This is a genomic window from Microbacterium sp. AB (genome assembly GCF_032878875.1).
Taxonomy (GTDB): domain Bacteria; phylum Actinomycetota; class Actinomycetes; order Actinomycetales; family Microbacteriaceae; genus Microbacterium; species Microbacterium betulae.
Genome location: NZ_CP118157.1, coordinates 3,157,936 through 3,170,783 on the forward strand (window position 1 = coordinate 3,157,936; position 12,848 = coordinate 3,170,783).

The following is a 12,848-nucleotide window of genomic DNA, read 5'->3' on the forward strand; positions in this document are numbered from 1 at the left end:
AACTCGGACGAACCGCGCACGCACTGAATGCGAGTATTGCGTTATATCGGTCTATCTGTCCAGCAAGTATTCAGGCGACTCGAAACAGAGACCCAGCTCCGCGTCGCCGTGTTGCGCTCAGTGACGCGCGATGACGGCGAGCACCGAGTCGCCGTAGGCGTCGCGCTTCTTCGCGCCGATGCCGGTGATGCCGTCGAGCTGCGGGAGCGTCGTGGGACGATGCTCCGCGAGGGCGCGCAGGGTCGCGTCGCCGAAGACGATGTAGGCGGGGACGCCCTGCTCGCGGGCCTGCTCCGCGCGCCATGCGCGCAGGGCCTCGAAGAGATCGCGGTCATCGGGGGCGAGCGTGTCGGCCGCCGTCACCTTGCGCACGGCCGCCTGGGTCGTGCGCCCGATGACGTCCTTCCGCAGCGGCACGGGAGACTCTCCGCGCAGCACCCCCGCCGACGCCTCGCTCAGCGCGAGCGTGCCGTACTCGCCCTGCGACGCGAGGAGGCCGCGAGCGAGGAGCTGGCGGATGACGCTGCGCCAGTCCTGCTCGGAGAGGTCCTCGCCGATGCCGTACGTCGAGAGCCGGTCGTGCCCCAGCTTGCGGATGCGGTCGGTCGACGCGCCGCGCAGGATGTCGATCAGATGCCCGGCGCCGAAGGACTGCCCGCGCTCGCGCTGGAGCCGCACGATCGTCGACAGCAGCTTCTGCGCCGCGACGAGGCCGTCCCACGTCTCCGGAGGCTCGAGGCACGTGTCGCAGTTGCCGCACGGGCCCGACTCCTGGCCGAAGTAGTCGAGCAGGTTCTGGCGACGGCAGGCGACCGTCTCGCACAGCGCGAGCATGGCGTCGAGGTGCTGCGACTGCCGCTGCTGGATCGCACGATCGCCGTCGCTCTGCTGGATCATGCGCCGCTGCTGCACGACGTCGCCGAGACCGTAGGCCATCCAGGCGACCGCGGGCGCCCCGTCCCTCCCCGCGCGCCCCGTCTCCTGGTAGTACCCCTCGACGGACTTCGGCAGGTCGATGTGGGCGACGAAGCGCACGTCGGGCTTGTCGATGCCCATCCCGAACGCGATGGTGGCGACGACGACGACGCCGTCCTCGCGGAGGAAGCGCGACTGGTGCGCCGCGCGCACGCCGGCCTCGAGACCCGCGTGGTACGGGATCGCGTCGATGCCCTGCTGCGCGAGGTACGCGGCGGTCTGCTCGACCGACTTGCGGCTGAGCGCATACACGATGCCCGCCGACCCCTCGGGCTGCGCGCGGATGAACTGCAGCAGCTGCTTGCGCGGCTCCGCCTTCGGCTCGATGCGGTAGCGGATGTTCGGGCGGTCGAAGCTCGCGACGAAGTGCCTCGCCTCGGGAAGCCGCAGGCGCTCGGTGATCTCGCGGTGCGTCTCGCGGGTCGCCGTGGCGGTGAGCGCCAGCCGCGGCACGCCGGGGAAGCGCTCGGCGAGGCCGCCGAGCGCGAGGTAGTCGGGACGGAAGTCGTGGCCCCACTGGCTGACGCAGTGCGCCTCGTCGATCGCGATCACGCTGAGCGCGCCCCGTTCGAGCAGGCGCAGCGTCTGCTCGCCGTTCAGTCGCTCGGGGGCGACGTACAGCAGGTCGAGCTCGCCCGCGAGGTACGCGCGCTCGACGCCCGCACGCTCCGCGGCCGTCTGCGTGGAGTTCAGGTACGCCGCACGCACGCCGTTCGCCACGAGCGCGTCGACCTGGTCGTGCATGAGCGCGATGAGCGGCGACACGACGAGCCCGGTCCCCTCGCGCACGAGCGCCGGGACCTGGTAGCAGACGCTCTTGCCGCCGCCCGTGGGCATCAGCACGACGGCGTCCCCGCCGGAGATCACCTGATCGACGATCGCCGCCTGATCGCCGCGGAACGCCTCGAAGCCGTAGACGGTGCGCAGCGCGTCGAGCGCCGACGGGAAACGGGACGGCGCGGACACCGGACGCTCGACCGGGGCGGGGGCCGTGCGCGGCCGCTCGACCGGCGGCTCCCAGCCTCCGTCCGGAGCCGCTCCGTCGTCGGGCGGCACGTCGCCATACGGATCGTCCGTGGGGCCCCAGCTGTCGTCGTCCGGGATGCGCGCGACGATCCACGGATCGCCCTGGGGGTCGTTCCGGGGAGTCGCGGGCATGCGTCGATTCTACGGAACCGCGCCGACACGACGCCGTCCTGTGGAGAGGGGCGGCCCACGGCGGCGTCAACTGACCTACCGTGGGACGGGACGGAAGGAGCTCCCCATGAGCAACCTCACGGTGACCCGGAACGACGAGCTGAGCCGGTACGAGCTGCACGACGCCGAGGCGGACGCCCTGGCCGGCTTCGCGGAGTTCGAGCAGGGAGAGGGACGGGTCCGCTTCACGCACACGGTCGTCGACCCCGCGTTCCGCGACCGCGGCTACGGCGACGTGCTCACATCGGAGGCACTGTCGGACGTCGCCCGCCGCGGCGACGTGATCGTCCCGCTGTGCCCGTTCGTCGCCTCCTACCTCAAGCAGAACGAGGTCGCCGGCGCGATCGTGCAGTGGCCCCACGGCACGCCCCACGACGCGGCGACCCCGGGAGAGCAGTCCAGCTGACGCGAGCCGGCGCCGGGCAGCGCTCCGGCAGCCACGGCGCCCGCACGACTTAGGCTGTCCTCTGTGACCCGCGCGCCCGCCATCCCCACACGCGTCCTGCTCGTCTGCGCCGCGATCGGGGTCGCGACCGGCATCCTGGGCGGCATCGAGGGCTGGCTCGTCGTCCCCGTGCTCGCCGGGGCGCCCATCATCTACGGCTTCATCCTCGGCGTGCACGTGCTGCCGGGGGTGATCGCGCAGGAGCTGCTGCGCCGCCCCTGGGTCGCCCTCCTGGCGCACCTGCTCGCCGCGCTCGTCAGCTGCGCCGTGGCCCCTCCGTACACGCCGCAGTTCCTCGGGACGGCGCTGCTGTTCGGGGGTCTCCAGGAGGGCATCGCGGCCCTCTTCCGGTACCGCACGTGGAGCTGGTGGCGGTTCCTCATCTCCGGCGTCGTCATCGGCGCGTTCATCGCCCTCGTCGTCGCGGTCGCCGCCGACATCGCCGCGCTGCCGCTGTGGGCTCAGATCAGCTACATCGTCCTCTCCCTGCTCGGACCCGTCGCATGGACCCTCGTCGGACTGGCCGTGGGAGCCGGCCTGCGACGTGCCGGCGTCGCCGCGCCGAGGCGACACCCCTCCCGCACTCGGTGAGCGCCTCTCGTCCGCACCGTGATCCCACGCGGGTAAGGCGAAGCTAAGTTAGAGGGATGACCTCTGACAAGACGCTGCTCCTGCGCGTGAGCGGCGTCGGCGTCACCCACGTCGGCTCCGACCGTCCGGCACCCGCGGACGTCTCGTTCGACGTCCACGCCGGCGAGGTCGTCCTCGTGCTCGGCCCGAGCGGCTCGGGCAAGTCGACCCTCACGCTCACGCTCGACGGCCTCATCCCGCACGCGGTCGACGCCGACCTCGACGGGACCGTCGAGGTCGGCGGCATCGACACCCGCGCGAGCACGCCCGCAGAGCTCAGCACGCGCGTCGGCATGGTCTTCCAGGACCCGGATGCCCAGATCGTCACGGGATCCGTGCTCGACGAGGTCGCCTTCGCACTCGAGAACCTCCTCCTGCCCGTCGACGAGGTCCTGTCGCGCGGCGAGGCGGCGCTGCGGCGGATGGGGCTGTGGGAGCGCCGCGACGACGATCCGGACGCGCTCTCCGGCGGCGGACGCCAGCGGCTCGCGATCGCGTGCGCGCTGGCGACCGGCTCGCCCGTCCTCGTGCTCGACGAGCCGACGGCGAACCTCGACCCCGTCGGGATCGACGACGTCTACGCCGCGCTGCGCGACGTCGTCGCCGGAGGCGACCGCGCCGTCGTGCTCGTCGAGCACAACCTCGACACGGCGGTCGCGCTCGCGACGCGCGTCGTCGTGATCGACGGGGACGGCCGGCTCGCGTTCGACGGCCCCGCGCGCGCGGTGCTGCGCGACGAGGTGGACACGCTCGAACGGCTCGGCGTCTGGCTGCCGTCGACGCTGCTCGCCGCCCGGCGGCTGCGCGCGGCGGGCTGGCGGATGGACCCCCTTCCCCTCACCCCCGACGAGCTCGCCTCGGCTCTCGGCGCGCAGCCGACCGCCGCGGGCCGCGGCGCGGACGACGCCGCGGACGACGCGGCGCCGTCGCCCGGCACGCCCCCGGCATCCGGCTCCGGCTCCGGCTCCGGCGAGGGGGAGGCCCCCGCCGGGCAGCACGGCATCCGGGTGCGGGGACTCACCGTCCGCCGGCTCCGGCGGGCGCTCGTGCACGACATCGACCTGGACCTGCCCGGCGGCTCGTTCACGGCCGTCGTCGGCACGAACGGAGCGGGGAAGACGACGCTCGTCCAGGCCGTCGCGGGCGTCGTCGCCCCGCCGAGGGGGAGCGTCGTCATCGACGGCATCGACATCGGCCGCGCCTCTCCGCGCGAGATCGCCGCGCACGTCGGCTTCGTCTTCCAGAACCCCGAGCATCAGTTCGTGGCGCACACCGTCTTCGACGAGCTCGCGCACGGCCTGCGCATCCGGCGCACGCCCGAGGGGGAGGTCCGTGAGCGGGTCGACGCGATGCTCGACCGGTTCGGCCTCGCCCACCACGCCGAGACGCATCCGTTCCGGCTCTCCGGCGGGCAGAAGCGACGGCTGTCCGTGGGCACCGCCCTCATCACGGGCCCGCGCGTGCTCGTGCTCGACGAACCCGTCTTCGGGCAGGACAGGGCCCGCGCCGAGGAGCTGCTGGCCCTGCTCCGCGAGCTGCACGCCGAAGGCACGACGATCGTGATCGTCACGCACGACCTCTCGCTCGCCGCCCGTCACGCCACGCACGTCGCGGTCATGGCCGACGGCGCGCTCGCACGCTTCGCTCCGGCGGGAGAGGTGTTCTCCGACGCGCCCCTCCTCGAGCGCTCCGGCCTGCGGCTGCCCGCGCTGCAGCGGGTCCTCGCGGCCCATCCCGCGGCCTCCGCCGCCATCGCCGCAGCGCAGACGGAGGTCGCCGCGTGAGCGCGGGAGGCGGCGCGTCCCCCGTGCCCCAGAAGGCGGCGCGCGCCACGGCGGCACCGGCCGCCCCGCCCCGCGCGTTCCTGCACGGCATCAACCCCCTCGCGAAGGTCGCCGCGCCCCTTCCCGCGATGGTGCTCGTCCTCTTCACCCGCGACATCGCGACCCCGCTCGTCTTCCTGCTGCTGTCGTACGCCGTCGTCCTCGCAGGAGCCCGCCTCACCCGCGCCACCGCGACGATGCTCGGCGTCGCGCTCCCCGTGACGGTCGTCGCCATCGGCGCGGGCTTCACCCTGTGGGCCGATGCGTCCCGCGTCGCCGACACTCCCGTGCTGCTCGAGCTCGGCGGCTGGCGGCTGCACGCAGGCGCCCTCGAGACGGGGCTCGCGACGGGGCTCCGGCTCGGTGCGCTGCTCGCGCTGGCTCTCGTCGGCGGCGCGACGACCGAGGGGCCCGCCCTCGTGCGCTCGGCCATCCGCACCCTGCACCTGCCCTATCGCGTCGGCTACAGCGCACTGGCCGCCTATCGCTTCGTGCCCCGATTCCGCCACGAGCTCGACGTCATCCGAGCCGCTCACCGCGTGCGCGGGCATCACGGCGGCCGGGGGCCCGTCTCCGCCCTCCGGCGCGGCTTCGGCTACATCGTCCCGCTGCTCGCGGGCGCCATCCGCCATGCCGAGCGCGTCGCCCTCGCGATGGACGCCCGCGCGTTCGGCGCGCATCCCACCCGCACGGAGCGCCACGTCGTCCCGTGGCGCCCGCGCGACACCGTCTTCCTCCTGCTGCTCTGGGCGGTCACCGCCCTGCTGTTCACGGCCACCCGCCCCTTCGGGTGACCTCCGCCAACCCCGTTCCGAGAGCCAACCCCGTTCCGAGAGCCATCCCCGTTCCGAGAGAAGGGCCCGACCATGGCCGGTGCACACCGCCGCGTGAAGTCCGAGACGCAGGACCTCCTGCGGCTCACCGTCCAGCGCACGGAGCGGCTCTCCCCGCACTGGCTGCGCGTGACGCTCGGCGGGGGCGACGTCGACCGCTTCCGTCCGATGGGCTTCGACCAGTGGTTCCGCCTCTTCCTCCCCGTCCGCGGAGAGGCCGGGCTCGAACGCGTGCCGCCCAAGGCGAACAGGATGCTCGGCTATCTGAAGTTCCTGCGCATCCCCGAGGGCATGCGCCCCGCGATGCGCAACTACACCGTGCGCGCCCACCGGCCCGCCGACGGCTCCCGCGGCGCCGAGATCGACGTCGACTTCGTCGTCCACTCCGCTCCCGACGGGACAATGGGGCCTGCGCCGACCTGGGCCCTCGAGGTCGAGGCCGGCGAGGACGTCGCGATCATCGACGAGGGTCTCTTCTTCGACCCCGGGCGCGGAACGCGTCGCGTCGTGCTCGTCTCCGACGAGACGGGTCTCCCCGCCGTGGCCGGGATCTGCGCGTCGCTCCCCTCGGATGCCGCGGGGATCGCGATCGTGGAGGTTCCCTCCGCGGAGGACGCCCTGGAGTTCGCCCGTCCGGACGGCGTCGAGGTGCGATGGGTCGTCCGCGACGACGCGCGCGCACGACCGGGAGCCGCCGCGCTCGCGGCGCTCGACGCCGCCGCGCTGCCGGACGGCGGATTCCACGCGTTCGCCGCCGGCGAGCAGCAGCTGGCCACGGGCGCCCGGCGCCTCCTCGTGAACGAGCGCGGCGTCGCCAAGACGGATGTCGACTTCTGCGGCTACTGGCGCCTCGGCGCGACGGGATGACGGCGCGGCGCGGCGCTCAGCCGGCGTAGTCGGGGGCGTCCGGCAGCCCGAAGAACTCCTCGAGCGTGTGGAAGCCGCCCGCGTGATATGCCTCGGCGAGCTCGACGCCGATGTAGCGCAGATGCCAGGGCTCGGGGGCGTAGCCCGTGACCGGCGTACGGCCCTCCTCGTAGCGGACGATCCAGCCGTGGCGCCAGGCGTTCTCGACGAGCCAGTCGCCCTGCGCGGTTCCGGCGGTCTCGTAGATCGTGCCGCATCCTCCCGTCGAGCAGGCGACCACGTCCGCGGCGAGGCCGAGCTGATGCTCGCTGAACCCCGGCCGCGCCGAGATCGCCTCCGCGCCGGCCTCGCCCAGCGCGCCGAGCTGGCCGTCGAAGGTGCTGACCTGCGTGGCGTACGAGCGGTATCCGCTCTGCAGCGCGACGACGCCCGCGCCCGCCTCGGCGGCGTCCGCGACGAGCGCGTCGAGCGCCGCGGCCGCGTCCTGCCGGAGCCCGCCGCCGACGAGGCTGCGCGTGCGCTCGGGCACGACGACGGCGGGCGCGTGGTCGATGGGGTCCAGCGGCCGCTGCTTGTTGACCACGACCCACGCCCAGCCCGGGTCGTCGAGCCGGACGCACTCCGCCCCCTGGGACGCGGCCAGCCGGAAGCCCTCGGCGCCGCCGAACGCGGCGATGACGGCAGCGGGGTCGCCGGCCTCCTGCGCGGACGCGACCTCGTCGGACGCACACGGGTCCTCCGCGGCGACGGCCTCGAACCGCGGCACGGGGAGCGCATCGATCCCGCCCGGCCGGTCGGCGTCCCCGGACGGCGCCTCGGTCTCCTGCGAACGCTGAGCCGCGTGACTCGAGGGCGCATCGTGGCCCACCGTCCACGCTCCGGCCAGCACGCACGCGGCCGCCACGCCGGCGACGCCCGCGAGCACGACGAGCGCCCGACCCGTCCGCGGCCATCCCGCCGCGTGCCTCGCGACGGCGCCCCGGCGCGATGCATGGCGCCCGCTCGTCATCCCCCCATTGTCCCGGATGCGATCCCGACGCTCGGCCGACGCTCCGCATCGAAGATAGATACGCATCAGACTTGACACAAGATTCGTATCTCTGTTCTATGGACGGATGAGATGGCAGGGGCAGCGGATCGGCGAGGTCGACGACGACGCCCTGCCGGGGCTCGATCGCCTCGACGGGCTCGTGCGGGCCGTCACGACGCCGGAGTTCGCCGGCATGACGTTCCACGAGGTCGCCGCCAAGTCGGCGCTCAACCGCGTCCCCGGCCCCAGCTCCATGCCGTTCGACTGGACGATCAACCCCTACCGGGGCTGCAGCCATGCCTGCGTCTACTGCTTCGCCCGCGGGACGCACGAGTACCTCGAGATGGACGCGGGGCGCGACTTCGACTCGCAGATCGTCGTGAAGGTCAACATCGCCGAGGTGCTGCGGCGCGAGCTCGCCCGGCCGAGTTGGCAGCGCGAGCACGTCGCCCTCGGCACCAACACCGACCCCTACCAGCGCGCCGAGGGGCGCTACGCGCTCATGCCGGGGATCGCGACCGCGCTCGCGGAATCGGGCACGCCGTTCTCGATCCTCACGAAGGGCACGCTGCTGCGACGCGATCTGCCGCTGCTCGCCGAGCTGCGTTCGGAGGTCGACGTCTCGATCGCGATGTCGATCGCCGTCTTCGACGACGGCCTGCAGCAGGCGATCGAGCCCGGGACCCCGACCGCCCGCGCCCGCCTCGACACCGTCCGGGCCGCAGCGGATCTCGGCTTCCCGGTGCAGGTGTTCATGATGCCGATCGTCCCTCGCCTCACGGATTCCGTCGAAGCGCTCGACGACGCGCTCGGGCGCATCCGGGCAGCCGGCGCCTCACGCGTGGTCTATGGCGCGCTGCATCTGCGGCCCGGCGTCAAGCCGTGGTTCCAGCAGTGGCTGCAGCGCGAGCATCCGGAGCTCGTCGCGGCGTACCGGGGGCTCTATCCCGGCGCCTCGGTCGAGGCCCCGGGCGGCTATCGGACCTGGCTCGCCGAGAGGATCCGACCCCTCATCCGTCGGCACCGCCTCGACGGGCGCGCGGAGGACGAGCCGGCGCGCGATCGTGCGCGTCGCCCGGCACGCGCGGCACCGGCGCGCATCGTCGAGACACGAGGGGCGCGCGCCGCGGACGCCATGCTGTTCTGATCCCCGGCGTCGCCGCCGTGAACGCGGCTCGTCACGCGGCTTGCTAGCCTCTCCAGCGACCTCCCTTCACGTCTGGAGCCCCATCCATGCCCCCTCGCCACGCGCTGTCCGATCTCCCCCATGCGGAGCGGGTGCAGACGGTACGGCCGGCGGACCCGGACGCTCCCCGTGCGCCCCGATGGCTGCGCATCGTCCTGCCGGCCGTGCTCATCCTCGTCTGGCTCGCGGCGGCGTCGGTCGGCGGGCCGTACTTCGGCAAGGTGGGAGAGGTCTCCTCGAACGACCAGACGGCGTATCTGCCCGAGAGCGCCGACGCCACCGCCGTGCAGGGACGGCTGGCGGACTTCACCGACGGCGACGCCATCCCCGCCGTCGTCGTCTTCTCCTCCGAGGCGGTGCTGACGGACGACCAGATCGCGGCGATCGGCGAGCGCGTGGACGCCGCGGCCGGCATCGACGGCGTCGACGAGGTCTCGCCCGCCCTCCCCTCCGACGACGGCCTCGCCGTGCAGTCCTTCGTGCCGATCTCCTCGGAGGCCGACCTCGGGGACACGATCGCGGCTCTCGGCGAGACGCTGCGCGACGGACTGCCCGCGGGCGTCGAGGTGCACATCACGGGTCCCGCGGGATTCTCGAACGACCTCCTCGACGCCTTCGCGGGCATCGACGGCATCCTCCTGCTCGTCGCCCTCACGGCCGTCCTCGTCATCCTCGTGATCGTCTACCGCTCGCTGCTGCTGCCGCTCGCGGTGCTCGCGACCAGCCTGTTCGCGCTGTGCGTCGCGCTCCTCACGGTGTGGTGGCTCGCGAAGGCCGGGATCCTGCTCCTCAGCGGGCAGACGCAGGGGATCCTCTTCATCCTCGTGATCGGAGCGGCGACCGACTACTCGCTCCTCTACGTCTCGCGCTACCGCGACGAGCTCATCCGCAGCGAGAGACGCTGGACCGCGTCGACGAGGGCGCTGCGCGGCGCGGCCGAGCCGATCTCGGCCTCCGGCGGCACCGTCATCGCCGGCCTCCTCTGCCTGCTGCTGAGCGACCTGAAGTCCAACAGCACCCTCGGCCCCGTCGCCGCGATCGGCATCGTCTTCGCGATGCTCTCCGCGCTCACGCTGCTGCCCGCGCTGCTGTACGTGTTCGGTCGCGCGTCCTTCTGGCCGCGTCGCCCGGTCTACGCGCCGAACACGGCCGGTGCGGCGCCGACGCGCGGCGTGTGGGCCCGCGCGGCCCGAGCCATCCGCCGACGGCCCCGTGTCATCTGGATCACGACGACACTCGTCCTCGCGGTCGGAGCAGTGGGGGTCACCCAGCTCCAGGCGTCCGGCGTCTCGCAGTCGGATCTCGTCCTCGGCGCCTCCGAGGCGCGGGACGGCCAGGACGTGCTCGGCGAGCACTTCGCCGCCGGCTCGGGCAGCCCCGTCTACGTGATCGTCGCCGAGGACCGGCTGCAGACGGCCGCGGACGTGCTGCTCGCCGACGACGGGATCGACGGCGTCGCCGTCTCGGCCGACACCGACAGCGGCACGGCCCCCGTGACCGAGGACGGCATCACCGGCTTCGGGGCGCCCGGCGCCCCGGCACCGGAGCCCACGGTGGCGGACGGCGACGTGCTGTTGCAGGGCACGCTCGCGGATGCGGCCGACTCGGCCGCCGCGGAGGAGACGGTGCGCGACCTGCGAGCCGAGCTCGAGGACGCGTCGCCCGGCGCGCTCGTCGGCGGCGTCACGGCGACCGACGTGGACACGAACGATGCCGCCGTCCACGACCGGAACCTCATCATCCCGGTGATCCTCCTCGTCATCCTCGTCATCCTCGTCCTCCTGCTGAGGTCGCTCCTCGCTCCCGTGCTGCTCATCCTCACCACGGTGCTGTCGTTCGGCACGGCGATGGGCGTCTCGGCACTCGTCTTCAACGAGGTGCTCGGCTTCCCCGGCGCCGACCCGGTCGTGCCGCTCTACGGATTCGTCTTCCTCGTCGCGCTCGGGATCGACTACAACATCTTCCTCATGACGCGCGTCCGCGAGGAGTCGCTCGTGCACGGGACACGCGACGGCGTCATCCGCGGGCTCACGATCACGGGAGGGGTCATCACCTCCGCGGGCCTCGTGCTCGCGGCGACGTTCACGGCGCTCTCGGTCATCCCCGTGCTGTTCCTCGTGCAGCTCGCCTTCATCGTCGCCTTCGGGGTGCTGCTCGACACGCTCATCGTGCGATCGCTGCTCGTCCCGGCGCTGACCTACGACATCGGCCGCGCGATCTGGTGGCCGTCGAAGCTCTCGCGCGGCGAGCGCTGAGGCGCGGCGGCGCCTCGGGGGTCTCCGTCGGCGCGCGGGCGGCGACCCGCCTCGGAGACGAAGACCCGGTGGACGGACCCCGGACGAGGGACGAGGATGGGGCCATGCGGCGGACGGGCACGACACGGCGACGATATGCGACCCTCGCGACGGCGATGGCCGTCGCGGGGATGCTCGCGGGCGCGCCCGCCGGCGCCCAGACGGCGCCCCTGCCCGCGCTGCACGTCGAGGGCAACCGCGTCGTCGACGCCACGGGCGCCGATCAGCCGCTGCAGGGTGTGTCGGTGCTCGCCCCCGAGCAGAACGACGTCTGCCCGTCGTGCAACTCCCGGCCGACCTCCGAGCTCGTCGCGCTCGCCGCCGAGTGGGGCTCGGACGTCGTCCGCCTGCCCGTGACCGAGATCGGGGCGACGACGGATCTCGCGGCCTACGACGCCGAGTACATCGCGCCCTACGTGCAGCAGGCGGTCGACCTCGGCGTCTACGTCATCGTCGACCTGCATCTCGTCCGCGACTACGGCGATACCGCCGGAGCCGTGCCCCGCTCGACCGTGGAACGGTTCTGGGAGTACATCGCCCCCCGCTACGGAGACATCCCGAACGTCGTCTTCGAGGTCTTCAACGAGCCGATCGACCCGGCCAGCTGGGCCACCTGGAAGGCCTACATCCAGCCGGTCGTCGACACGATCCGCGTCAGCGCGCCCGACACGCTGCTGCTCATGGGCTCGCCGCAGTGGAGCACGATGCTGGGCGGCGCGCTGTCGGACCCGATCGACGACGACAACACCGCCTACGTCTACCATCTCTATCCGAACCAGGGAGCGCCCACCGAGGCGCTGCTGGACGCGAAGTTCGGGGACGCCGCCGAGGAGATCCCCGTGGTCGTCACGGAGTTCGGCTGGAACCCGCCGGGCGCCTACTCCGACTCCATCACGGCGGGGACGACGACGAACTGGGGTGTCCCGTTCCGCTCGTACCTCGACGCACGGCCGTGGATCGGATGGCAGGCCTGGATCCTCGACAACTTCTGGAAGCCGCAGATGTTCGACGCCGACTGGAACCTCCTCGGCGGCGAGCACCAGGGGCAGTTCGTGAGGGACTGGCTCGCGGGCGCGCCGAACGTCTCCCCGTGCGCAGACCACGACGCGGTGGGCACGAGCGTCACGGTGTCGTCGGCGCGGAGCGCCGCGTACGGCGGCGACAACCTGACCGACGGAGACTGCTCCGACGCCGGACGGTGGCTCTCCGCGGACGGCGACGCCACCCCGACCGCCACCATCGAGCTGGCCGCGGCGCAGGAGGTCTCCTCCGTCGGCGTCTACAGCGGGTACGCCGGCGGCTCCGGGGTCGTGCTCGTCGACTTCACGCTGGAGGTGCGCACCGCGGCCGGATGGCAGCAGGTCGCCGCGATCACGGGCAACACGCAGGCCGCGCGCGAGATCCCCGTCGGCGTCTCGGACGTCGACGGGCTGCGGCTCGTCATCACCGACCCGGCGGCCTCGACGACGGAGGCCGGGATCGCACGGGTGCACGAGCTCGCCGTGCACGGCTGAGAGCGGCCTCTCGGCCGACGCGAGGCCTCGGCGCTCCACGAGGCGCCGGCACCT

General features: G+C 73.1%; 10 protein-coding genes. 8 read left to right on the forward strand and 2 right to left on the reverse strand.

Annotated elements, in window-relative coordinates; genetic code table 11:
* Positions 1 to 117: 117 nt before the first annotated feature.
* Positions 118 to 2,133 (reverse strand): DNA helicase RecQ, encoded by a 2,016-nt coding sequence (gene recQ / locus N8K70_RS14955; RefSeq protein WP_317139146.1) that lies wholly within the window; start codon positions 2,131 to 2,133, stop codon positions 118 to 120.
* A gap of 106 nt (positions 2,134 to 2,239) precedes the next feature.
* Here recQ and N8K70_RS14960 point away from each other — a divergent pair, with 106 nt between their 5' ends.
* From N8K70_RS14960 to N8K70_RS14980, 5 genes are all read left to right on the forward strand, one after another.
* A complete protein-coding gene (locus N8K70_RS14960) occupies positions 2,240 to 2,578 on the forward strand; it encodes a GNAT family N-acetyltransferase (RefSeq protein WP_317139147.1) in 339 nt (112 codons plus the stop codon).
* 63 nt (positions 2,579 to 2,641) lie between these two features.
* The gene (locus N8K70_RS14965; protein WP_317139148.1) at positions 2,642 to 3,208 is read left to right on the forward strand and encodes an ECF transporter S component; all 567 of its coding nucleotides are present in this window, start codon (positions 2,642 to 2,644) and stop codon (positions 3,206 to 3,208) included.
* A gap of 56 nt (positions 3,209 to 3,264) precedes the next feature.
* Entirely contained in the window at positions 3,265 to 5,031 is a 1,767-nt protein-coding gene (locus N8K70_RS14970) for an ABC transporter ATP-binding protein (RefSeq protein WP_317139149.1), read from the forward strand.
* Positions 5,032 to 5,054: 23 nt separating this feature from the next.
* Positions 5,055 to 5,864, forward strand: coding sequence for an energy-coupling factor transporter transmembrane component T (locus tag N8K70_RS14975; RefSeq protein WP_394357844.1), 810 nt, complete (start codon positions 5,055 to 5,057; stop codon positions 5,862 to 5,864).
* A gap of 72 nt (positions 5,865 to 5,936) precedes the next feature.
* Positions 5,937 to 6,770, forward strand: a complete 834-nt coding sequence (locus N8K70_RS14980) for a siderophore-interacting protein (protein WP_317139150.1) — start codon at positions 5,937 to 5,939, stop codon at positions 6,768 to 6,770.
* A 16-nt stretch (positions 6,771 to 6,786) separates the two neighbouring features.
* Here N8K70_RS14980 and N8K70_RS14985 read toward each other — a convergent pair whose 3' ends face one another.
* Positions 6,787 to 7,779 (reverse strand): M15 family metallopeptidase, encoded by a 993-nt coding sequence (locus N8K70_RS14985; RefSeq protein ID WP_317139151.1) that lies wholly within the window; start codon positions 7,777 to 7,779, stop codon positions 6,787 to 6,789.
* A gap of 106 nt (positions 7,780 to 7,885) precedes the next feature.
* Between N8K70_RS14985 and N8K70_RS14990 the strand changes: the two genes are divergently transcribed.
* From N8K70_RS14990 to N8K70_RS15000, 3 genes are all read left to right on the forward strand, one after another.
* On the forward strand, positions 7,886 to 8,947 hold the full coding sequence (locus tag N8K70_RS14990) for an Rv2578c family radical SAM protein (protein ID WP_317139152.1): 1,062 nt from the start codon (positions 7,886 to 7,888) through the stop codon (positions 8,945 to 8,947).
* 86 nt (positions 8,948 to 9,033) lie between these two features.
* Positions 9,034 to 11,241 carry an MMPL family transporter gene (locus N8K70_RS14995; protein ID WP_317139153.1) on the forward strand — a complete coding sequence of 736 codons (2,208 nt, stop codon included), beginning with the start codon at positions 9,034 to 9,036 and terminating at the stop codon, positions 11,239 to 11,241.
* Positions 11,242 to 11,345: 104 nt separating this feature from the next.
* On the forward strand, positions 11,346 to 12,794 hold the full coding sequence (locus N8K70_RS15000) for a cellulase family glycosylhydrolase (RefSeq protein ID WP_317139154.1): 1,449 nt from the start codon (positions 11,346 to 11,348) through the stop codon (positions 12,792 to 12,794).
* The last annotated feature ends 54 nt before the right edge of the window (positions 12,795 to 12,848 follow it).